20 protein-coding genes are annotated in these 20,880 nt (G+C 68.3%); 12 read left to right on the top strand and 8 right to left on the bottom strand.

Annotation, left to right across the window (positions count from 1 at the left end; translation table 11 throughout):
- Window positions 1–4 precede the first annotated feature (4 nt).
- Window positions 5–1,423 carry an amidase gene (locus A6B37_RS20470; protein ID WP_111826772.1) on the bottom strand — a complete coding sequence of 473 codons (1,419 nt, stop codon included), beginning with the start codon at window positions 1,421–1,423 and terminating at the stop codon, window positions 5–7.
- Window positions 1,424–1,600: 177 nt separating this feature from the next.
- Window positions 1,601–2,833 (bottom strand): amino acid ABC transporter substrate-binding protein, encoded by a 1,233-nt coding sequence (locus A6B37_RS20465; RefSeq protein WP_111826771.1) that lies wholly within the window; start codon window positions 2,831–2,833, stop codon window positions 1,601–1,603.
- 119 nt (window positions 2,834–2,952) lie between these two features.
- Here A6B37_RS20465 and A6B37_RS20460 point away from each other — a divergent pair, with 119 nt between their 5' ends.
- The 5 genes from A6B37_RS20460 (at window position 2,953) to A6B37_RS20440 (ending at window position 7,312) form a co-directional block, all read left to right on the top strand.
- Entirely contained in the window at window positions 2,953–3,876 is a 924-nt protein-coding gene (locus A6B37_RS20460) for a LysR family transcriptional regulator (RefSeq protein ID WP_102775710.1), read from the top strand.
- Between the two features lie 88 nt (window positions 3,877–3,964).
- Window positions 3,965–4,957 (top strand): branched-chain amino acid ABC transporter permease, encoded by a 993-nt coding sequence (locus tag A6B37_RS20455; protein ID WP_102775711.1) that lies wholly within the window; start codon window positions 3,965–3,967, stop codon window positions 4,955–4,957.
- A gap of 10 nt (window positions 4,958–4,967) precedes the next feature.
- Complete coding sequence (locus A6B37_RS20450; protein ID WP_111826770.1) at window positions 4,968–5,849, top strand: branched-chain amino acid ABC transporter permease; 882 nt, start codon at window positions 4,968–4,970, stop codon at window positions 5,847–5,849.
- A gap of 13 nt (window positions 5,850–5,862) precedes the next feature.
- Window positions 5,863–6,570, top strand: a complete 708-nt coding sequence (locus A6B37_RS20445) for an ABC transporter ATP-binding protein (protein ID WP_102775713.1) — start codon at window positions 5,863–5,865, stop codon at window positions 6,568–6,570.
- A gap of 1 nt (window position 6,571) precedes the next feature.
- Entirely contained in the window at window positions 6,572–7,312 is a 741-nt protein-coding gene (locus tag A6B37_RS20440; RefSeq protein ID WP_102775714.1) for an ABC transporter ATP-binding protein, read from the top strand.
- A gap of 46 nt (window positions 7,313–7,358) precedes the next feature.
- On the opposite strand, the gene A6B37_RS20435 is transcribed toward A6B37_RS20440, so the two are convergent.
- The 6 genes from A6B37_RS20435 to A6B37_RS20410 form a co-directional block, all read right to left on the bottom strand.
- Entirely contained in the window at window positions 7,359–8,321 is a 963-nt protein-coding gene (locus tag A6B37_RS20435) for a Nudix family hydrolase (protein WP_102775715.1), read from the bottom strand.
- Window positions 8,314–9,180: an ATP-binding protein gene (locus A6B37_RS20430; protein ID WP_102775716.1), complete on the bottom strand. Its 867-nt coding sequence runs from the start codon at window positions 9,178–9,180 to the stop codon at window positions 8,314–8,316. The genes A6B37_RS20435 and A6B37_RS20430 overlap by 8 nt, the downstream gene beginning before the upstream one ends.
- Window positions 9,181–9,205: 25 nt before the next feature.
- Complete coding sequence (argJ, locus tag A6B37_RS20425; RefSeq protein WP_102775717.1) at window positions 9,206–10,432, bottom strand: bifunctional glutamate N-acetyltransferase/amino-acid acetyltransferase ArgJ; 1,227 nt, start codon at window positions 10,430–10,432, stop codon at window positions 9,206–9,208.
- A gap of 269 nt (window positions 10,433–10,701) precedes the next feature.
- Window positions 10,702–11,721 carry a hypothetical protein gene (locus A6B37_RS20420; protein WP_102775718.1) on the bottom strand — a complete coding sequence of 340 codons (1,020 nt, stop codon included), beginning with the start codon at window positions 11,719–11,721 and terminating at the stop codon, window positions 10,702–10,704.
- A gap of 38 nt (window positions 11,722–11,759) precedes the next feature.
- Window positions 11,760–12,254, bottom strand: a complete 495-nt coding sequence (locus A6B37_RS20415; protein WP_102775719.1) for a MarR family transcriptional regulator — start codon at window positions 12,252–12,254, stop codon at window positions 11,760–11,762.
- A gap of 6 nt (window positions 12,255–12,260) precedes the next feature.
- Entirely contained in the window at window positions 12,261–13,139 is an 879-nt protein-coding gene (locus A6B37_RS20410; protein WP_102775720.1) for an alpha/beta hydrolase, read from the bottom strand.
- Window positions 13,140–13,363: 224 nt separating this feature from the next.
- Here A6B37_RS20410 and A6B37_RS20405 point away from each other — a divergent pair, with 224 nt between their 5' ends.
- The 7 genes from A6B37_RS20405 to siaB all read left to right on the top strand — a co-directional run bounded on the left by A6B37_RS20405 (window position 13,364) and on the right by siaB (window position 20,846).
- Complete coding sequence (locus A6B37_RS20405) at window positions 13,364–14,527, top strand: ABC transporter substrate-binding protein (protein ID WP_111826769.1); 1,164 nt, start codon at window positions 13,364–13,366, stop codon at window positions 14,525–14,527.
- A gap of 117 nt (window positions 14,528–14,644) precedes the next feature.
- Window positions 14,645–15,565, top strand: coding sequence for a branched-chain amino acid ABC transporter permease (locus tag A6B37_RS20400; RefSeq protein WP_102775722.1), 921 nt, complete (start codon window positions 14,645–14,647; stop codon window positions 15,563–15,565).
- Window positions 15,566–15,567: 2 nt separating this feature from the next.
- Entirely contained in the window at window positions 15,568–16,530 is a 963-nt protein-coding gene (locus A6B37_RS20395; RefSeq protein WP_102775723.1) for a branched-chain amino acid ABC transporter permease, read from the top strand.
- Window positions 16,527–17,294 (top strand): ABC transporter ATP-binding protein, encoded by a 768-nt coding sequence (locus tag A6B37_RS20390; RefSeq protein WP_102775724.1) that lies wholly within the window; start codon window positions 16,527–16,529, stop codon window positions 17,292–17,294. Before A6B37_RS20395 ends, A6B37_RS20390 begins: the two co-directional genes overlap by 4 nt.
- Window positions 17,294–17,998, top strand: coding sequence for an ABC transporter ATP-binding protein (locus A6B37_RS20385; protein WP_102775725.1), 705 nt, complete (start codon window positions 17,294–17,296; stop codon window positions 17,996–17,998). Before A6B37_RS20390 ends, A6B37_RS20385 begins: the two co-directional genes overlap by 1 nt.
- A 297-nt stretch (window positions 17,999–18,295) precedes the next feature.
- Window positions 18,296–20,284: a biofilm regulation protein phosphatase SiaA gene (siaA, locus tag A6B37_RS20380; protein WP_210405813.1), complete on the top strand. Its 1,989-nt coding sequence runs from the start codon at window positions 18,296–18,298 to the stop codon at window positions 20,282–20,284.
- Window positions 20,285–20,306: 22 nt separating this feature from the next.
- A complete protein-coding gene (gene siaB / locus A6B37_RS20375; protein WP_111826767.1) occupies window positions 20,307–20,846 on the top strand; it encodes a biofilm regulation protein kinase SiaB in 540 nt (179 codons plus the stop codon).
- The last annotated feature ends 34 nt before the right edge of the window (window positions 20,847–20,880 follow it).

Genomic DNA, 20,880 nt, shown 5'->3' with positions numbered 1-20,880 from the left:
GCGGCTACAGCCCGATCGCGGCGAGGCCGGGCCGGCGCAGGTGCCAGTCGGTCTGCGCCTGGAACGCCATGCCGATGCGGCCCAGCGCGCCTTCCCCGTTGGGCTTGCCCAGCAGCTGCACGCCGATGGGCAGGCCGTCCGCGGTGAATCCCGCGGGCAGCGCCAGGCCCGAGGCGTTGACGTAGTTGCCGGGCCGGGTGAAGGCCGCCAGCGGCGTGGCGGCCTCGTCCACTTCCTCCAGCGGGCAGGCGGCGAAGGGCAGGCAGGGCGCCAGCAGCGCGTCGTAATCGCGCATCCAGTTGCGCCAGTCCTCGCAGGCGGCGGCGTGGGCCTGCAGCGCGCGGATGTAGTCGGCGGCGCTCACGTGCTTGCCGGCCAGCACCCGCGAGCGCACGTGAGGGCCCAGGGGCAGGTTCCCGTCCTCGATGTAGTCGCGATGCTGCGCATAGGCTTCGGCGGCGATGATCTGGCCGTTGCGCAGCATCATGTCGTGGAAATCGAAGGGGAAGGGCGCCTCGACCAGGTCCGCGCCCAGCCCCGCCAGCACGCGCCGCGCGTCGTCCAGGGCGCCTTGCACGGCCGCGTCCACCGCGATCGGATATTGCGCCGGCGGCATGAGCGCGATGCGCACGCCGCGCAGCGGCTGCGCGCCCGCGGCCGGTTCATGGAAGCGGAAGGCCGGCACGGCCTGCGTCACGGGATCGCGCGGATCGGGGCCGGACAGGGCCTGGGTCAACAGCAGCGCATCGCGCGTGTCGCGCGTGAGCGGGCCGATGGAGTCCAGCGTGTGCGACAGCGCCACCGAGCCGTGCAGACTGATGAGTCCGCGCGTGGTCTTCAGGCCGGTGATGCCATTGAGCGCAGCCGGAATCCGCACCGAGCCGCCGGTGTCGGAGCCCAGCGCGGCCGGCGCCAGGCCCGCGGCCACCGCCACGCCCGAGCCGCTGGACGAGCCGCCGGGTATGCGGGCGCGGACCAGGTCCCAGGGATTGCGCGGCGTGCCCATCACGGGATTCGTGCCCCAGCCGCCGAAAGCGAACTCCACCATGTGCGTCTTGCCCAGCACCACCATGCCGGCGTCGACCAGCCGCGTCACCGCCGTGGCGGTGACCGCGCTGCGGCGCTGCGTCCACGCCTGCGAGCCGGCCGTGGTGACCTGGCCTTCGATGTCGCACAGGTCTTTCACGGCCACGGGCAGGCCGTCCAGCGGACCGAGCAGCCCGTAGCCCGCGCGGCGCCGCGCGTCGGCGGCCTCGGCCAGCTTGAGCGCGCCTTCGCGGTCGACGCTGACGTAGGCGCCCAGCGCCGGATTGGCGCGGTCGATGCGGTCCAGGTAAAGCCGCGCCAGTTCCACCGAGCTATAGCGGCCCGCGGCCAGCCCGCGCGCCAGTTCGCCCAGCGTGGCAAATGCGATGTCAGACATGTTTTCCTCAGAAGATGGACGAGCGGCACGCACCACCGTGCCCCCCGGCAAAAAAAAGTTCCTGCCCCAACTTGCAACTGGCCCCCCCAAAGCGGGGACACCGCCAGATCCGGCTCCGCCGGTCTGCAGGTGTCGCCCCCCTGGGGGGGGCGCGCGTAAGCGCGTAGGGGGGGACCTCTACCTCGCCTTCCAGTCAGGAGCCGGGTAAACCGGCTTCTGCGTGGCGACGTCCGCCGGCCACACCGGCACCATGCCCTTGCCGGGCAGCAGCTGCACCACGGGGAAGGGCATCAGGAGCTGCTTGCCCGTGTCGTCGATGGCGTACGGACCGGCCATGACGGTGAGCTTGCCGGACAGGTCCAGCGAGGCCTTCTTGAGCGCGGCGGCGTCGGTGCCGCCGGCCTTCTTCACGATTTCCTCGGTCAGCGCGCCCGCGCCGTAGGCCAGCGCGGTCTGGAAGTCGGGCGGGAACTCGGCCTTGGGGAACTTGCGGTCATAGGCCGCGGCGAACTGCTCGCGCGTCATGCCAGCGTTGACGTTCCAGTTGATGGCGGGGTGGTAGTTGGTGTGGCTGTAGATGTAGTTGGCGTCCGCGCCGATGGCCTGGAACTGCGGCGTGGATGCATAGACCATGAAAACATACGGGAAGTTGATGTCCAGCTGCTTCATCTGGCGCGTCATGCTGATGAGGTCGCCTTCGTACGAGGTCGGCACCAGCGCCTCGGCGCCGGCCGCGCGGGCCTTCTGCAGGATGGTGCTGAAATCCTTCTGGCCCTTGGGATACTTCTCGAACAGCACCACCTCCATGCCGTTCTTGGTTGCCTGTTCGCGGCCGCCTTCGGCCAGGCCGGCGGGAAACGGTTCGTCCGAATACAGCAGCGCCACCTTCTTCACGCCCTGTCTGGCGGCCAGCTCCATGTTGGCGCGCAGCATGGCCGAGACCGGCATCTGCGTGCCGGACACCATGTTCTTGAAGCCCTGCTTGTAGAGATCGTCGCTGGCGGCCGACCAGACCATCATGTATTTGCCCAGGCGTTCGGTCACGGTGGCGGCCGCGGCCGTCAGCGTGGAGCCGAAGGGCGCGAACACCAGATCCACTTTTTCATCGACAATCAGGCGTTCGTAAACACGGGTCACCATCTGCTTGTCGCTGCGGTCGTCCAGCTTGACCAGTTCTACCGGGTATTTCTTGCCGTTGAGTTCGATGCCGCCACGGCGGTTGACGTCGTCGACCCACAGCTCCACGCCGCGCACGCCGGATTGCGAGGCCAGCGCGAAGCTGCCGGTGGACGACACGGTCATGCCCACCCGGATCTTGTCCGAGGTCTGGGCGGCGGCGAGGGAGGGCGTCAGGGCGGCCAGGGCCAGGGCCACGGCCGGTAAGCGGAACAGCCAGGATTTCGCGAACATGGGTTGTCTCCTATCGTTTTTGGACGTGGGCCCTGTCTCCCGCGCAGCTTGAGCGCCAGGCCCGGTGTTGGGCAATAATTGCCCAACACCCGAGAAAGCGTATAACAAATAGGCATGGAGTGCACGCCTTGAATAAATTGAACTACCGGCAGACCGAAATGCTTTGGGCCATCGTGATGGCCGGGTCGATCAGCGGCGCTGCGCGCCTGTTGAACATTTCGCAGCCGGCGGTCAGCCGGATGCTGGCGCAGACCGAGAAATCCCTGGGGCTCACGCTGTTCGAGCGGGTGCGCGGGCGGCTGCGGCCGACGCCGCAGGTGCACAGCCTGTTCGAGGAGATCGAAAAGACCCAGCGCATGATGCAGCGCGTCAACGATCTGGCCGACGCGCTGTCCGAGCACGGCACCGGCGTGCTGCGGCTGGCTTCCATCCCCAGCCTGGCGCAGTTCCTGGTGCCGCGCGCCGTGGCGCGTTTCCAACAGCGCCATCCCGAGCTGCTGCTGCGGCTGAACACCAGCGCGCTGCCCAGCCTGATCACCGAGGTGCTGCAGGGCGAGGCGGAGCTGGGGCTGGTGGTCATGCAGGCGGATCATCCTTTCCTGACGTCCGAGCTGCTGCACGTGGGGCGCATGGTGGCGGCGATCCCGAAATCGCACCCGCTGGCCGGGCGCAGCCTGGTCAGCCTGGCCGACCTTTCCCCGCATCCGCACATCGTGGTGGGCACGCGCATGCCCTTCGGCATGCTGGTGCTGGGGGCGTTCGAGCAGGCCGGGCTGCCGTGCAATATGTGCGCGGACGTGCCCTGGAGCCAGCTGGCCTGCGCCCTGGTCAACGCCGGCGTGGGCATCGCCATCGTGGACGAATTCACCGTCATGCAGAACACCATGCCCGACGTGGTGATCGTGCCGCTGGCCGAGCGCATCCCGCTGAACATCTCGGCCGTCTACGCCAGCGGCCGCGAGCCCTCGGCGATCGCCGTGGAGTTCATCAAGGGGCTGCGCCAGGTGCTGGCGGAGGCCTTTCCGGCCGAAAATCAGGGTTAATACTTAACCTAAAGTTATGGTTGTGTAGGCCATAATCTCCTCCAAAGAAATCGGCCGTCCACCCCGGACAGGCCCGGAGGAAGACACCATGAGCAGCAGTCCCGCCCTGGCGGCGGGCGCGGCTTCGCATCGCGCGCAGGATCAGCGCGCGGTGCGATTGCGCACCCGCATCGCAATCACCGTCTTTGTCGCGCTGACCGCCATCCTGGCCGCGATCCCGCTGGCGACCTCGAACATCTCGTTCGCGTTCTACCTGATGCTGTGGATCACCATGGCCAGCGCCATGAACATCTGCGTGGGCTTCACCGGCTACCTGCCTTTCGGCTATGTGGTGTTCTACGGGGTGGGCTCGTACGCCACCGGCATCTGCTACAAGATCCTGGGCTGGCCGATCCTGCCCTCGCTGCTGGCGGCCGGCGGCGTGGGCCTGGCGATCGCGCTGCTGCTGGCGCCCACGCTGCGCCTGCGCGGGGTGTACTTCGGCATCGTCAGCCTGGCGCTGGCCACCATCGTCAAGCTGGTCATCTCCAACCTGCCGCAGTCCTTCACCGGCGGCAGCATGGGCATCATCCTGTCCAACGCCAACAACCCCTCGCACAGCTACTACGCCATGCTGATCGTCATGGGCGCCACGCTGGCCACCGTGACGTGGCTGTCGGCCTCGCGCCTGGGCCGCGCGCTCAAGGCGATCCGCGACGACGACGGCGCCGCCGCCTGCGTCGGCATCCACGTGCCCAATACGCGGCTGAAGGCCTGGCTGCTGGCGGCGCTGTTTCCGGCCCTGGCCGGCGGCATCGAGGCCTGGTACACGAACGTGGTGGACCCGGAGTACGCCTTCCACGTGCTGATCACGGCCAAGAGCATCATCTACGCCATGGCCGGCGGCTTCGGCACCATCCTCGGGCCGGTGGTCGGCACCCTGGCGCTGCTGGGCATCGACCACATGATCTGGCAGAAATTCCCGGTGGTGAACCTGCTGCTGCTGGGCCTGATCATCGTGCTGCTGATGCTGTTCCTGCCGCGCGGCATCGTCGGCAGCCTGATCAAGCGCAAGCCGCAACTGCGCCGCTACATCGCCTGAGGAGGCCGCCATGACCGGACTGATAATCCAGGGCCTGATGAACGGCCTGATCCTGGGGGCCATCTACGGCCTGATCGGCGTGGGCCTGAACGTGGTGTTCGGCGTGCTGCGCGTGGTGAACTTCGCGCACGGCGAATTCCTGGTGCTGGGCGCCTATTTCGCCTACTACCTGATGGAGTACGCCGGCATCAATCCGCTGCTGGCGCTGCCGCTGGCCTTCGCCGCCTTCTTCCTGGCGGGCTACCTGCTGTACTTCGTGCTGATCCCGCGGCTGAACAGGGCGGACGATCCCGAGATCAGCTCCCTGCTGCTGATGTTCGGCGTGTCCATCATGCTGGGCGCGCTGATGTTGCTGGCCTTCGACGCCGACGCGCGTTCGCTGCCGTACGAGATCGATCCGGTGTTCCTGAAGTTCGGGCCGGTGCTGATTCCCACCGTGCGCCTGCTGGCGCTGGTCATCGCGCTGGCCATCATCGGCGGCCTGACCGTGTTCCTGTACCGCAGCCAGGTGGGCAAGGCGCTGCGCGCCATCATCATGAACCGCGACGCGGTGCGCATCGTGGGCATCAACGCCGAGCGCCTGTCCGGCGTGGCCTTCGGCCTGGGCGTGGGCCTGGCCGCGGCCAGCGGCGTGCTGGTGGCGATGGTGTTCCCGGCGTTCTCGCCCTTCATGGGCAACGACTACACGCTGATCGGCTTCATCGTCATCGTGCTGGGCGGCCTGGGCCATCCGGTGGGGGCGCTGGTGGGCGCGCTGTTGTACGGCATCACGGAGCAGGTGTCGGTGGTGTTCTTCAACCCGTCCATCGCGACCATCTGCGGCTTCGCGCTGATGGTGGCGATGATCTTCGTCAAGCCCAGCGGCCTGTTCGGCCGCCAGGCGCTGCGCTGAACGGGAGCCGTACATGTTGAAAGTCACGAATCTGAAGAAGCGCTTCGGCGGCCTGGTGGCCCTGCAGGGGGTGGACCTGCACGTGCCGCGCGGCTCCATCCTGGGCGTCATTGGCATGAACGGGTCGGGCAAGACCACCTTGCTCAACTGTATCAACGGCATCTACACGCCGGACGAAGGCCGTATCGAGCTGGAGGGCCGGGACATCGCCGGCCGCCAGATCCACGAGGTGGCGAGGCTGGGAGTCGGGCGCACCTTCCAGGTGCCGCGCATCTTCCGCCAGCTCAGCCTGCTGGACAACCTGGACGTGGCGCAGCAGCAGGCCGGCCGCAGCGCCGACGAGCGCTATGCGCTGTCGGAGTACTGGCTGCACAAGGTGGAGCTGCACCGGCTGCGGCACAACTATGCCGAGGAGCTGTCCGGCGGGCAGCAGAAGCTGGTGGAACTGGCGCGCATCATGGTGGCGCGGCCCAAGGTCGTGCTGCTGGACGAGCCGTTCGCGGGCGTGAACCCGGCGCTGGCCGAGCTGCTGATTTCGGTGATCCGCGAGCTGCCGACCGAGCATGACTGCTCGGTGGTGCTGGTGTCGCACGACCTGACGTCGATCTACCAGCTGTCGCACCACATCATCGTGATGAACGAAGGCGCGATCCTATGCGAGGGCGACGCGGACCGCGTGCGCACCGATCCGCGGGTCGTCGAAGCCTATCTGGGAGCCTGACATGAGCACGCCTATCATCGCGCTGGAGGACGTGACGGTCGCCTATCACGGCGACATCACGATCCTGAACCGCATCAACGTGCAGGCGCGCGCGGGCAAGGTCACGGGCGTGATCGGACCCAACGGCGCGGGCAAGTCCACGGTGCTCAAGACGCTGTTCGGCTTTCTGCCGCCGCGCACGGGCCGCATCGTGCTGCGCGGACAGGACATCAGCGCGCAGCCCTCGCATGAACGCGCCGGCCACGGCGTGGCGTTCGTGCCGCAGCACCGCAGCCTGTTCGGGGACCTGTCGGTGCACGACAACCTGCTGCTGGGTTGCTGGCCGTTCCGGCGCGACAAGGCGCGGGTGCGCCAGCGGATCGATTCGGTCTATGACCGCTTTCCGATCCTGGCGCAGAAGCGCAACGATCCCGTGTCGAGCATGAGCGGCGGTCAGCAGCGTTTCGTGGAATTCGGGCGGGCCCTGCTGATCGAGCCTTCGGTGATCCTGCTGGACGAGCCCACGGCGATGCTGGCGCCCAAGATTTCCAAGGAGATCTACGGCTTGATCCGCGGGTTCGCCGACGAGGGGATGACGGTGGTGCTGGTGGACCAGAACGTGCGGCGCTGCGCGGAGGTGGCCGACTATATGTACATCCTGGAGCTGGGGCGCAACAAGGCCGAGGGCGGGCGCGAGTCTTTCGAGGACGGCGGCGGCCTGCGGGAGATGGTCGCGTCCTGGATGGATTACAGGATCGATTGACGCAGTGAGCGGCGCGGCCGCGCGCACGGCGTTTCTGGAACGCGAATCAGAGCAGGCCGCGTATCCCGGCGATGCCGTGCGCGCCATGGCGCAGCGCCGCCGACAGCGTGGCGGCGGACTGGCCGCCCAGCGCGAAGACCGGGATGCCGGCGTCGCGGTTGCCGGCGACGAAGCCTTCCCAGCCCAGCGTGGGCGCGCCCGGATGCGAGGCGGTTTCCAGGACCGGCCCCAACACGGCGAAGTCCGCGCCGAGTTCGCGCGCATGCACGACTTCGGCGTTGTCGTGGGCGGATACGCCCACCAGCGCGCCGGCGGGCAGGGCGGGGCGGGCGTGCAGGCGAGCCGCGTCGGCGGCGCGCAGGTGCACGCCGTCGGCTTCCTTCCACCAGGCCGCGGGATGCACGCTGTTGACCAGCACGCGCGCGCCGGCGGCGCGGCAGCGCTTGAGCACGCTTTGCAGCACCTCATGCAGCGAGCTGGCGCCCACGCCGTCCGGCCATTGCGGCTCGCGCAGCTGCACCAGCTTCACGCCGCGCGCCAGCGCCGCCTCCAGGCGGCCGAGAAACGCGGGCACGCCGGCGCGCGAGCCGATGCCGCTGATGGCGTAAGCGGTGGGCAGCTGCAGCCAGCGCAGCGGCGGCAGCGTGGCGGGCAGCAGGTCGCCGACCGCGCCGGCCTCGGCCGGGTCCACCCATTCCAGGCGCTGGTTCTCCAGGCCGCGCGGCTCGCCTTCCCAGCCCGTGACGTGGCAGAAGGCCAGGCGCACGGTCGTATGCGGATAGGCGTGCACGTAGGTGACCCAGGGGCGCGACTGCGTGACGCGGATGCCGATCTCTTCGTGCAGCTCGCGGGCCAGGGCTTCGAGCACGGTCTCGCCGGGTTCGAGCTTGCCGCCCGGCAGTTCCCACCAGCCGGCCCAGGGCTTGCCTTCGGGACGCTGGCCCAGCAGCAGTTTGCCGTCCGGACGCAGGATCAGGCCGGCGGCGACGTCGACGATTTTTTCAGACATGCCGGGCCGCCCAGTCGCGCGCGAATTGATAGGCCACGCGGCCCGAGCGCGAGCCGCGTTCGATGGTCCACTGCAGGGCCTCGGTGCGCGAGGGCTCGATCTGCGCTTCGGGACAGCCCAGTTCGCGCAGCCAGTGGTAGACGATGTCGAGGTAGTCGTCCTGCTTGAAGGGGTAGAACGACAGCCACAGCCCGAAGCGCTCGGACAGCGAGATCTTTTCCTCGACCGTCTCGCCGGGGTGGATCTCGCCGTCGGGCTGGTGCTTGGCCGCCAGGTTCTCGCTCATGTATTCCGGCATCAGGTGGCGCCGGTTGGAGGTGGCGTAGATGAGCACGTTGTCGCCCGAGGCCGAAACCGAGCCGTCCAGCACCGACTTCAGCGCCTTGTAGCCGGCCTCGCCTTCCTCGAAGGAGAGGTCGTCGCAGAACACGATGAAGCGTTCGGGCCGGGCGGCCACCAGTTCGACGATGTCGGCCAGGTCGCCCAGGTCGGACTTGTCCACTTCGATCAGGCGCAGGCCGCGCTCGCCGTAGGCGGCCAGCATGGCCTTGACCAGCGAGCTCTTGCCGGTGCCGCGCGCGCCCGTCATGAGCACGTTGTTGGCGGGCTTGCCGGCGATGAACTGCTGGGTGTTGCGGTCGATGATGGCCTTCTGGCGCTCGATGTGCTGCAGGTCTTCCAGGTCGATGCGCGCCACGTGGCGCACGGCGTCCAGCCAGCCGCGCGAGCCGCGCTTGCGCCAGCGGAACGCGTGGGCGGTCCAGTCGATTTCGGGCGGGGCGGGGGGAAGCCAGGCTTCCAGCTGGGCCAGCACGCGCTCGGCGCGCTGGATGAGGGTCGAGAACTCGTTTGCGGTCACGGCTGCGGTCCGGAAAGTGCGGGGTTCAGGAACGGTAGTCGGCGTTGATCGACACGTACTCGTGCGAGAAATCGCAGGTATAGACCGTGTCGCTCACCTGGCCGCGGCCCAGCGCGATGCGCACCTGGATCTCGGCCTGCTTCATGACGCGCTGGCCGTCGGCCTCCTGGTAGTCGGGATTGCGGCCGCCGTCCTTGGCCACCAGCACGTCATCCAGCCACAGGCGGATGCCGGACACGTCCAGGTCGTCGATGCCGGCATAGCCCACCGCGGCCAGGATGCGGCCCAGGTTGGGGTCCGACGCGAAGAAGGCGGTCTTGACCAGCGGGGAGTGCGCCACCGCGTAGGCCACCTTCAGCGCCTCTTCGGTGCTGCCGGCTTCTTCGACGCGGATGGTCATGAACTTGGTGGCGCCTTCGGCGTCGCGCACGATCTTGGTGGCCAGGTCCAGCGCGGCGGCGGTCAGGGCCTCGCGCACGGCCGCGTAGGCGGCGTCGGACTCGCTGAGGACCTCGACGCCGGACTTGCCGGTGGCGGCGATGATGAAGGAGTCATTGGTGGAGGTGTCGCCGTCGACCGTGATGCGGTTGAACGAGGCGTCGGCGATCTCGCCGGCCAGCCTGGCCAGCAGCGGCTGGGCGATGCCGGCGTCGGTGGCCAGGAAGCTCAGCATGGTGGCCATGTTGGGGCGGATCATGCCGGCGCCCTTGCTGATGCCGGTGAAGGTGACGGTCTTGCCTTCGATCTGCACGCGGGCCGAGTAGATCTTCGGCAGCGTGTCGGTCGTCATGATGCCGTGGGCGGCGCTGGACCAGTGGTCCGGGCCGAGGTCGGCGATGGCGCGGGGCAGGCCGGCGACCAGGCGGTCCAGCGGCAGCGGTTCGAGGATGACGCCGGTGGAGAACGGCAGGATCTGGGCGGCGGGCACGCCCAGCAGCTGGCCCAGGGCGGCGCAGGTGTCCTGCGCTTTCTTGAGGCCTTCGGCGCCGGTGCCGGCGTTGGCGTTGCCGGTGTTGATGACCAGCGCGCTGATGGGGCCGCCGGCGGCCAGGTGGGCCTGGCAGACCTGCACCGGGGCGGCGCAGAAGCGGTTGCGCGTGAACACGCCCGCGACGCTGGTGCCTTCGGCCAGGCGGAACACCGTCAGGTCGCGCCGGTTGGCCTTGCGGATGCCAGCCTCGGCGACGCCGATTTCTACGCCGGCAACAGGGAAAATTTCGGACTCGGAGGGGATCTGCAGGTTAACGGCCATGACTTCGTCTCATGAATGAGCAGGACGGAATCGCCGCCAGGCGAGGCGGCGTACGAGGGAAAGCTTTGTATTATCCCACCGCTTTGGGGCGCCCGATGGGTTTCGCGCGCTCGATGGTCGCGTTCCTGTTTAAAGGATCTCGCGCTGCACCCATCCTACGATCATCGGTCGGTTCGTAGGATGGGCGCAGCGCGAGGCCCCTCGAGCAAGAACCCCGATATCGAGCGCGCGAAACCCATCAGGCGCCGCCAGCCGCCCACACCTCCCCATCAAGGCCCCATCCGCATCGCCGCAACGTCCAGAACGCCCGCTTCCCGGTTGCTGAGCACGCTGCGCACGGCGCCGTCCGGCGCCTGCAGCACCGATTGGCCGGCGGGCACGTCCTCGCCGCCGGCGCGCCGCGCCGAGCGCCCGCGCGAAGGGGAGAACAGCAGGTCGCCCGGCCGCGCGCCGGGCAGGCCGGCGCGCGCGGCCAGCACCCGCGTGCCGGCGGGATAGGTCATGTCGCCCAGCGCGGTTTCGCGCGCCAGCAGGCCCTCGAAATCCAGCATGCGGCGCTGGCCGTCGAGCTGCATGTCGACCTTGAGCAGCGGCAGGGCGGCGACTTCCAGCGCGCCGCTGCCCTCGGTGCGCAGCAGCCAGCGCGGCGAGTTCGGCGCGGCGGCGTCGAGCGCCTTGAGCCAGGCGCCCGGGGGCACGGGCTGCTGGCCGAGGGTGTTGCCGATGGCCAGGTGGCAGCTGGCGAAATGCGGATTGCCGTCGTGCAGCGCGAACTCGACGCGGTGGCCGTGCGCGCACAGCCAGCCGTCCAGCGCCTGGTCCCGGGCGATCTCCGCCGACAGCGTCTCGGGCTGCCTGGCGTTGGCCGGGTAGCGGAACAGGCGCGTGGCGCTGACGCCCAGGATCGAGGCCGGCTGCGTCTCGGGAAAGACGGCGCGGTCGAACGAGCCCAGGTCGCCGGGCGTGGCCAGGCGCAGCTCGGTGCCGGCCGGCATCTCCACGCCGGCCAGCCGCGTGGCCTGGGCCAGCACGGTCTTGCGGCCGGCGTCGGCCTGCGCGTCGCGCTGGGCCGCGAACCAGATACTGAATTGCTGGTAGGGAAAAATCGAGCCGATGACGGCCAGCAGCGCCAGCAGCGTGGCGCCGGTGCGGCGATGGCCGCCCAGCCAGCGGCGCGCGCTGCGCGTGGTCGCCAGCACGGCCAGCCAGGTCAGCAGCGTGGACAGGCAGGCCAGCGAGACCGCCATCAGCACGTAGAAATTACCGCCAGGGAGGGAAACCGGAATCATGGCGGCAATTATGCGCCTATCGGCGGCCCTCCATCGGCTCAGTTCTTGGCCGCCGCCGAGCGGGTGGCGACCACCTGCAACTTGAGTTCGCCCAAGGCCTGAAACAGCGCATTGCGGGTGGACTCGGGCAGGTCGCCGAACATGGACTTGACCCAGGATTCATGGGCGCGCGCCATGCGCGCGAAGCTCTTCCTGCCCAGCGGCGTCAGCTTGATGAGCGAGCTGCGGCGGTCGGATTCGACCTTGGTGCGCACCACCAGCCCTTCTTTTTCGAGCTGGTCCGTGATGCCGGTGATATTGCCGTTGGTGACCATCATGTGGCGCGACAGCTCGCCCATCTTCATGCCCTTGGGCGCGCGCTGCAGCTGCGCCATCAGGTCGAAGCGCGGCAGCGTGGTGTCGAACTCGGTGCGCAGGCGGCTGCGGATCTCGCTTTCGACGAGATTGGCGCAGGTCAGCATGCGCAGCCACAGGCGCAGCGCATGGTGGTCGTCCGGCGCGGCGCGGGATTCCAGGTCGGGGGCGTTGATCATGGCGGATTACCGGACGGTTGCCAGACCCATCTGCTCGAAGATGGCGCGGGTCAGCGGGCTGTTGGGATCGTTCAGACTGAGCACGATGTCGTAATGGTTGGTGCCGGGCATCGGCACATAACGGCCGGGGAAACCGCGTTCGCGCCAGGCGGCGAGATAGTCGTCGGACTGGCGCTTGAACTCGTCGGTCTCGGTTTCGCCGTAGCTCACCAGCAGCGGGCAGCCCGTTTGCGGCAGCTGCAGGGCGGGGCTGTTGCGGATGGCGTCGGCCTCGCTCATGCGCATCCACTCATTGATATGGGTGTGCACCAGCGGACGCAGGTCGAACAGGCCCGACAGCGGCGCCGCGCCGCGGATCACGTCGGGCGGGACCTCGTAGCCGGCATGCCAGCCGCCGGCCAGCAGCGCGCCCACCAGATGCCCGCCGGCCGAACTGCCGCAGATGTGGATGCGCGCCGGGTCGCCGCCGTATTCGGCGATATGGCGGTGGACCCAGGCGAGCGCGCGCCGGTTCTGGTCCACGATGCGGTCGAGCGTGACGGCCGGCGCCAGCGAATAGTTCACCGCCACCACCACCGCGCCGGCGCGGGTGAAGGCCGGCGCCATGTTGCTGGAATCGCTCTTGGACAGCAGGCGCCAGTAGCCGCCGTGGATGTATACGAACACCGGCGCGCCGCGCGCGCCGCCGGCGGCCGGGAAGATGTCCAGCGATTCGTCGGCATGCTCGCCATAGGACACGTCCAGCACGCAGTCCAGCGTGCGCCGCGCCAGCGCGCTGTCCTCGGCGTATTGCTTGAGTATGGGCTGGATGTCGGGTACTGTCGCGCGAGCGTTGTACTGGACGTCCAGCGCGGCGCGGTCATAATTGCGGTAGAGGGTGGCCATGGCGGTCGCGGTTCGTGAACCCGTTGGTAAAAACCCTAGACTTGTTTTGGGGGATACTTTAAACCTAAACTATGAACCACGCCAGCTTTCCCCCGTGCAACGACGGGGGATCGGGGTAGCCCCGGAGACGGCGCAAAACGCCGGCAGGCCGGGCACAGAAGTCTTTCGCATCGCACCCTGAAGAAGAACAACCTCTGCGCGGCTCGCGCACGGAGCACACCACCATGCGTTTGATCACTTCCCTTCTGGCCGCCGCGGCCCTGGCGCCGGCGCTGGCCGGCGCCGACACCATCAAGGTCGGCATCGCCAACGACATCTCCGGCCCGTTCTCGGCCCTGGGCGCCGAAGCCCGCGATGGTTTCAACCTGGCCATCAAGCAGCTCGGCGGCAAGCTGGGCGGACAGCCCGCCGAATTCCTGCAGACCGACATGGGCGGCAACCCCGATCAGGCGCGCCAGCTGGTCACGCGCTACATCCAGCGCGAAAAGATCGATTTCTTCACCGGCCCCATCGGCTCGAACGTGGCGCTGGCCGTGGGCCCGGCGCTGTTCGCGGCCAAGGTGCCCTACCTGTCGAACAATCCCGGCCCCAGCCAGTTCGCCGGCTCGCAGTGCAACGCCTACTGGTTCGGCACCTCGTACCAGAACGACGCCTTCCACGAGGCGGCCGGCAAGGTCGCCGCGGACCGCGGCTTCAAGAAGATGTTCATCATGGCCCCCGACTACCCGGCGGGCAAGGACGCGCTGGCCGGCTTCAAGCGCGGCTACAAGACGCCGCCGGGCGACGAGGTCTACACCAAGCTCGGCCAGATCGACTACGCCGCCGAACTGGCGCAGATCCGCGCGGCCAAGCCCGACGCCGTCTACATCTTCCTGCCCGGCGGCATGGGCATCAACTTCGTCAAGCAATTCGTCTCGACCGGTCTGTCGCAAAGCGTCAAGCTGATCGGCCCGGGCTTTTCCGCCGACGAGGACGTGATCCAGGCGGTGGGCGACCCCATGCTGGGCATGTACAACACCGCGCAATGGGCGCATGACCTCGACGTGCCGCAGAACAAGGCCTTCGTCGACGCCTTCCGCAAGGAATACAACGGCCGCTATCCCTCGGTCTACGCCGCCCAGTCCTACGACGTGATCATGGCCATGGACGCCGCCGTCAAGCAGGCCGGCGGCAAGGCCTCGGACCGCGCCGCCATCATCAAGGCGCTGGAGAAGGCCGACTATCCCTCGGTGCGCGGCAGCTACACCTACGGCAAGAACCACTACCCGATCCAGGCCTATTACCTGCGCGTCGTCGAGAAGGACGGCAGCGGCCGCGTCACCAACAAGCTGGTGGGCAAGGTGTTCGACAAGTACCAGGACGTGTACGTGGGCGACTGCAAGCTATAGGGCGTTGCGGTTGTACGGTGCGGGGTCGCACGGAGCCGGCTTTGCCGGTCCGTCGCGACGCCCCCTTGAGGGGGAAGCGCGCAGCGCTTCGGGGGTGGGCTCTCCAGAGGAAATTTCATGACGTTTACGCTGATCGTCGAGCAATTGCTGAACGGTCTGCAGTTTGGGTTGATGTTGTTTTTGATCGCGGCCGGGCTGACCCTGGTGTTCGGCATCATGGACATCATGAATCTGGCTCACGGCTCGCTCTACATGGCCGGCGCCTACGTGGCGGCCGAGACCATGCAGCGCACGGGTTCATTCACCGCCGCCGTCCTGGTGGCGGCCGTCGCCACCGGCCTGGTCGGCGTGGTGCTGGAACTCGTGCTCATCCGACGCCTGGCGCTGCGCGACCACCTGGCCCAGGTGCTGGGCACCTATGCCGTCATTCTCATCGCCAATGACCTGGTCAAGATGATCTGGGGCCCGGCCCCGGTCATGCTGAACATGCCGGCCGCCCTGTCCGGGCCGGTGCGGCTGCTGCCCGACCTGCTGTATCCGGCCTACCGCCTGATGATCATCGTGTTCGGCGTGGCCGCGGCCGCGGGCCTGTACTGGTTCGTCACGCGCACCCGCGCCGGCGTCCTGGTGCGCGCCGGCGCGTCCAACCGCCAGATGGCCACGCTGATGGGCGTGCGGGTGCCGCTGCTGTTCCTGGGCGTGTTCGCGCTGGGCGCCATGCTGGCCGCCGTGGCCGGCGCGCTGCTGGGTCCGATCACCTCGGTGCAGGTGGGCATGGGCGAGGAAATCCTGATCCTGGTGCTGGTGTGCATCGTCATCGGCGGCATCGGCTCGATCCGCGGCGCCTTCGTCGGCGCGCTGCTGGTGGGCATGGTCGACACGGCGGGGCGCGCCTTTCTGCCCATGCTGCTGCGCCAGGTCTTTTCGCCGGCCGTGGCTTCCAGCGTCGGACCGACGCTGGCGGCCATCGCCATTTACGTATTGATGGCGGCGGTGCTGGTGTTCCGGCCGTCGGGCCTGTTTCCGGCGCGGGGTTGAGCATGAGATCGATCGTCTGGACCGTGGTCCTGCTGGCCGCGCTCGCGGTGTTCCCGCTGGTCGCGCCGGCCCTGGGCCTGGACTTCTACATTTCCTTCGTGCGGCGCGTGCTGATCTACGCCCTGGCCGCCACCAGCCTGAACCTGATCCTGGGCTATGGCGGCATGGTGGCGCTGGGCCACGCGGCGTTCTTCGGCGCCGGCGCCTACGCGGTGGGCATCCTGGCCATGTCGGGCGTGACCTCGGCGCTGGTCGCCTGGCCCGTCGCCATGCTGCTGGCCGCGGTGCTGGCCTGCATCACCGGCGCGATCTCGCTGCGCACGCGCGGCGTGTACTTCATCATGATCACGCTGGCCTTCGCGCAGATGCTGTTCTACATCTTCATCTCGCTGCGCCAGTACGGCGGCGAGGACGGCCTCAACCTGCCGGGCTATTCCAGCCTGCCCGGCATCGACCTGGCCAATGACGTCAGTTTCTATTACCTGGTGCTGGCGCTGTTCGCGCTGATCATGTGGGTGTTCGGGCGCGTGGTGGCCTCGCGCTTCGGCACGGCGCTGCAAGGCATACGCGAGAACGAATCGCGCATGGAGTCCATGGGCTATCCGGTCTACCGCCTCAAGCTGACCGCCTTCACGCTCAGCGGCGCGGTGGCCGGGCTGGCCGGCGCGCTGCTGGCCAACCACAACCTTTTCATCTCGCCCAGCCTGATGCACTGGACCCAGTCCGCCAACCTGCTGATCATGGTGCTGGTCGGCGGCATCGGCCTGCGCTATGGCGGCGTGGCGGGCGCGGTGGTGATGCTGACCCTGGAGGAAGTGCTGCGGCTGTGGACGGAATACTGGCACCTGCCGCTGGGCGTGCTGCTGCTGTGCGTGGTGTTCGGCGCCCCGCGCGGCCTGGTCGGCCTGTTCGGCCCGCTCTTCGGTGGCCGCGCCGCCGCGCAATCCGGCAAGGTGGGATCATGAACGCGTCCGCAACCCCGGCCCTGCAGGCCACGTCGCTGGTGCGCCGCTTCGGCGCGCTGGTGGCCACCGACAACGTCTCGTTGACGCTCCGTCCCGGCGAGATCCACGCCCTGATCGGGCCCAACGGCGCCGGCAAGTCCACGCTGATCCATCTGCTGTCGGGCACGCTGGCGGCCGATTCGGGCACGCTGCTCGTGGGCGGGCGCGACGTCACCGGCATGAACGCGCACCAGCGCGTGTCCGCCGGCCTGTCGCGCTCCTACCAGATCACCAATATCTTCAAGCAGTCCAGCGTGCTGGACAACCTGGTGCTGGCGGTGCAGGCGCACGCGGGCTCCAGCTTCCGCTTCTGGAAGGCGCGCGCGGCCGAGGCCGCGCTGTACGAGCAGGCGCGCGAACTGGCGCGCGAGTGCGCCATCGACGCCAGCCTGCTGGCGCGCCCGGCCGGCACGCTGCCGCACGGCGAACAGCGCAAGGTCGAGTTCGCGCTGGCGCTGGCCGCAAGGCCGAGCGTGCTGCTGCTGGACGAGCCCATGGCCGGCATGGGGCCGGACGAGACCGTGCGCCTGACCGAACTGATCGAATCCCTGCGCGGGCGCGCCGCCATGCTGCTGGTCGAACACGATATGCAGGCGGTGTTCCGCCTGGCCGACCGCCTGTCGGTGCTGGTGTATGGCCGCGTCATCGCGACCGGCGCGCCGGACGAAATCCGCGCCAATCCCGAGGTGCGCCAAGCCTACCTGGGCGACGAGGAGACCGTGTGATGCTGACCATCGAAGCGGCCAAAAGCGGCTACGGCGCCAGCCAGGTGCTGTTCGGCGTGGACCTGCAGATCGGCGCCGGCCAGGTGGTGACGCTGCTGGGCCGCAACGGCATGGGCAAGACCACGCTGCTGCGCACCCTGTTCGGCCAGCTGCCGCTGCGTGGCGGCAGCATCCATTTCGCCGGGCAGGACATCAGCGGCTGGAGCCCGGACCGCATCGCGCGGACCGGCATGGCCATCGTGCCGGAAGGGCGCCAGTGCTTTCCCAACCTGACCGTGCGCGAGCACCTGACCGCCTTCACGGCCGGGCGCAACCCCGACATCGGCGAGCCCTGGACGCCCGAGCGCGTATTCGAGCTGTTTCCGCGCCTGCAGGAGCGCGCGCGCAACATGGGCAACCAGCTCTCCGGCGGCGAGCAGCAGATGCTGGCCATCGGGCGGGCGCTGGTGACCAATCCCCGGCTGCTGATCCTGGACGAGGCCACCGAAGGCCTGGCGCCCAAGATCCGCGAGGAGATCTGGAACTGCCTGGCGCGGCTGCGCCAGGCGGGGCAGACCATCCTGGTCATCGACAAATATGTCGAAAGACTGCTGAGCCTGGCCGACCGCCACGTGATCCTGGAGCGCGGCAAGGTGGTGTGGACCGGCGACTCACAAGCCCTGGACGCCGACCGCGGGCTGTGGGAGCGCTATCTGGGCGTGTAGCGGGAAAGCTGCAGTGGCATGATGCCCGGCGGATTTGGATTGATATAAATTGCAATAAATCAGTATTTATATTGCAAATTTGAAACTTCCTCCGCCGTGAATGCTTACACTCGTTTTCGACTGTTTCATTTACATCTACTGTTATCTACACTTGTCGCGCCGGGCAAGCCGCGTGGTGCGCCCGCAACCGGAAGGCGGGGCGATCGCGCGGCAAATGGCCGTTTTTTGGCTGCGGCAAAGCTCGCGTCCCCTTTTTACGCACATCGCGTCTTATTCGAGCTGTCAGGAAGACTTCGCATGGCGAAATGGGGTTTGCGCAAAAAATCGTTGATGGCGCTGTTGCTGGCCTGTGTGGTCGCGCTGGCGCCGGCGGCCTTGATCGGCTGGCAGGTGCTGGACGGGGTCCGGGAATACTTCGGACGGGCCTACGCCGATAATTTCACGCAGTTGAGCCGCCAGCGCGTGCTGGCCCCGATCTCGCGCGAGCTGGCGCTGTCGCTGCGGCTGGCCGACAGCGAAGTGACGCGCCGCTGGCTGCGCCACGAAAGCGATCCGGCCGCGCGCGAACTGTTCTTCCGCGAAGCCGACGGCTACCGCCGCGACCTGCTGGGCCGGGCCTATTTCATCGCCAGCGCCGCTTCCGGCAATTACTACTTCAACGACGACCAGCCGCTGTCCGAGACGCCGCGCTACACGCTCAGCCAGACCGCGGCCGACGACGGCTGGTTCTACCTGACGCTGAAGTCGCCAGCCAAATACAACATCAACGTCAACCCGGACCTGAAGCTGCAGACCACCAAGGTGTGGATCAACGTGCAAGTGCACGACGGCGACCGGGTCATGGGCCTGACCGGCTCGGCGCTGGACGTCGGCGGCTTCCTGCGCGAGTTCGTGCACAGCGGCCAGCCCGGCGTCACGCCCATCATCGTCGATGCCGACGGCGCGATCCAGGCGCACATGGACGCCTCGCTGATCGCCTACAACTCGGGCGCCGGCGGCGCCGACCAGGGCCGCGGCAAGGTGTTCAACCTGATCGACGGCAAGGGCGGGCGCGAGCGGCTGGCCGCGGCCATGCAGGCCGCCCAGGCCGATCCGCAGTCGGTGCAGTCGGCCTGGGTGACGATGGGCGGCGTGCGCCAGCTGGTGTCGGTGGCCTACATGCCGGAACTGCACTGGCACGTGCTGACCATGGTGGACCTGGGCGCGGCGCGCGTGCTGAACACGGACTGGGTATGGCCGGCGGCGATCGGCCTGGTGGTGCTGTTCGCGGCCATGCTGCTGTGCTTCGGCTACGCCATCGAGCGGCTGATGCTGCGCCCGCTGCGCCGCCTGCAGCAGTCGGCGCGGGCCATCGCCGACGGCAGCTACGACGTGCGCCTGCCGCCGGGCGGGCAGGACGAGATCGGCGACCTCAGCCGCGCCTTCGGCGTGATGGCCGACAAGGTGCGCCAGCACACGGCCGAGCTGGAGACCAAGGTGCGCGAACGCACCTCCGAGCTGGAGGACGCCAACCGCGCCATGGCCGCGGCCCACAAGAAGATCGACGACTCCATCGACTACGCCAGCCTGATCCAGCGCGCCATCCTGCCGGACCGCCAGATGACGCAGTCGCTGGGCGCGCACCATTTCGTGCTTTGGAAGCCGCGCGACGTGGTCGGCGGCGACTTCTACGTGTTCCGCTCCGACGGCGCCAACTGCCTGCTGGGCATCATGGACTGCGCCGGCCACGGCGTGCCCGGCGCGCTGATGACCATGCTGGCGCGCGCGGCCATCGACCTGGCCATCACCGAGGCCGGACCGGCCGATCCGGCGGCCATCCTGGGCCGCACCGACGGCGCGATCCGCGCCATGCTTGCGGACGCGCAACTGCCGCGGGCGCTGGCCACCAATACCGATGCCGGGCTGGTATATATTGACCGCCACGCTGGCCGGCTGCGCTACGCGGGCGCCAAGATCAGCCTGTACGCAAGCAACGGCGAGGCGCTGCAGGAAGTGCCCGGCGGTAGGCGCGCGCTGGGCGACAAGCGCAGCGCCGTCTACGAGAACGTCGAATTGAAACTGGAGCCCGGCTGGACCTATTACCTCGCCACGGACGGGTTCCTGGACCAGGCCGGAGGCGAGCATGGCTTCGGTTTCGGCAACACGCGCTTCGCCGCCATGCTCAAGCGGCATGCGCGCCTGCCGTTGAGCGAACAGGCGGCCGCCTTCACCCAGGCGCTGGCCGAGTACCAGGGCGGACTGCCGCAGCGGGACGACATCACCTTGCTGTCGTTCCGTTTCGAATAATCGTAATCAGGGCGTAACCCTCATGAATGCCTCCGATCTCTACGCATTGGGCGAACGATTCAACCAGAATCGCACCTTGCTGTGCTTCAACGGACCGATTTCCCGCAGCCTGATCGAAGAAATCGGCAATGCGCTCAAGAACTACCTGAACGCCGAGCACGCCCGGCCGGCCGAGGCCATGGACGTGTTCTCGGTCTACATCGAGATGATCCAGAACATCCGCCAGTACGCCGCCCTGCGCGGCGACGGCGATGCGTCGGCCACCGTCGTGATCGGCCGGCGCGACGACAGCCGCTACGTGGTGTCGGCCGGCAACCTGGTCAGGGACGAGGACGGCCAGCAGCTGGTCGCGCGCATCCAGGAACTGGCGGCGCTGGACAAGCCGGCGCTGAAGGCCGAATACAAGCAGCAGCTGCACAAGCCGCGCGCCCAGGGCGTCGCCTCGGGCGCGGGGCTGGGACTGATCGACATCGCCCGCCGCGCGGGCGCGCCGCTGCAAGCCAGCCTGACGCCCGCCGCGGACGTGGGGCAGGCCTTCTTCAGCCTGAGCGTCGTGATTTGAAAGCGCGAGCGCCCCAGCCATATTTTCGGAGTAA

Source organism: Achromobacter sp. HZ01 (genome assembly GCF_003267925.1).
Lineage (GTDB): Bacteria > Pseudomonadota > Gammaproteobacteria > Burkholderiales > Burkholderiaceae_B > Achromobacter > Achromobacter pulmonis_A.
This window is presented reverse-complemented; position numbering and strand designations above follow the sequence as displayed.

Excerpts from the sequence above, each read along its gene's own strand:
- A6B37_RS20470 (WP_111826772.1), bottom strand. The coding sequence starts at position 1,423 with ATGTCTGACATCGCATTTGCCACGCTGGGCGAACTGGCGCGCGGGCTG.
- A6B37_RS20465 (WP_111826771.1), bottom strand. The coding sequence starts at position 2,833 with ATGTTCGCGAAATCCTGGCTGTTCCGCTTACCGGCCGTGGCCCTGGCC.
- A6B37_RS20455 (WP_102775711.1), top strand. The coding sequence starts at position 3,965 with ATGAGCAGCAGTCCCGCCCTGGCGGCGGGCGCGGCTTCGCATCGCGCG.
- A6B37_RS20450 (WP_111826770.1), top strand. The coding sequence starts at position 4,968 with ATGACCGGACTGATAATCCAGGGCCTGATGAACGGCCTGATCCTGGGG.
- A6B37_RS20445 (WP_102775713.1), top strand. The coding sequence starts at position 5,863 with ATGTTGAAAGTCACGAATCTGAAGAAGCGCTTCGGCGGCCTGGTGGCC.
- A6B37_RS20440 (WP_102775714.1), top strand. The coding sequence starts at position 6,572 with ATGAGCACGCCTATCATCGCGCTGGAGGACGTGACGGTCGCCTATCAC.
- A6B37_RS20435 (WP_102775715.1), bottom strand. The coding sequence starts at position 8,321 with ATGTCTGAAAAAATCGTCGACGTCGCCGCCGGCCTGATCCTGCGTCCG.
- argJ (WP_102775717.1), bottom strand. The coding sequence starts at position 10,432 with ATGGCCGTTAACCTGCAGATCCCCTCCGAGTCCGAAATTTTCCCTGTT.
- A6B37_RS20420 (WP_102775718.1), bottom strand. The coding sequence starts at position 11,721 with ATGATTCCGGTTTCCCTCCCTGGCGGTAATTTCTACGTGCTGATGGCG.
- A6B37_RS20415 (WP_102775719.1), bottom strand. The coding sequence starts at position 12,254 with ATGATCAACGCCCCCGACCTGGAATCCCGCGCCGCGCCGGACGACCAC.
- A6B37_RS20410 (WP_102775720.1), bottom strand. The coding sequence starts at position 13,139 with ATGGCCACCCTCTACCGCAATTATGACCGCGCCGCGCTGGACGTCCAG.
- A6B37_RS20405 (WP_111826769.1), top strand. The coding sequence starts at position 13,364 with ATGCGTTTGATCACTTCCCTTCTGGCCGCCGCGGCCCTGGCGCCGGCG.
- A6B37_RS20400 (WP_102775722.1), top strand. The coding sequence starts at position 14,645 with ATGACGTTTACGCTGATCGTCGAGCAATTGCTGAACGGTCTGCAGTTT.
- A6B37_RS20395 (WP_102775723.1), top strand. The coding sequence starts at position 15,568 with ATGAGATCGATCGTCTGGACCGTGGTCCTGCTGGCCGCGCTCGCGGTG.
- A6B37_RS20390 (WP_102775724.1), top strand. The coding sequence starts at position 16,527 with ATGAACGCGTCCGCAACCCCGGCCCTGCAGGCCACGTCGCTGGTGCGC.
- A6B37_RS20385 (WP_102775725.1), top strand. The coding sequence starts at position 17,294 with ATGCTGACCATCGAAGCGGCCAAAAGCGGCTACGGCGCCAGCCAGGTG.
- siaA (WP_210405813.1), top strand. The coding sequence starts at position 18,296 with ATGGCGAAATGGGGTTTGCGCAAAAAATCGTTGATGGCGCTGTTGCTG.
- siaB (WP_111826767.1), top strand. The coding sequence starts at position 20,307 with ATGAATGCCTCCGATCTCTACGCATTGGGCGAACGATTCAACCAGAAT.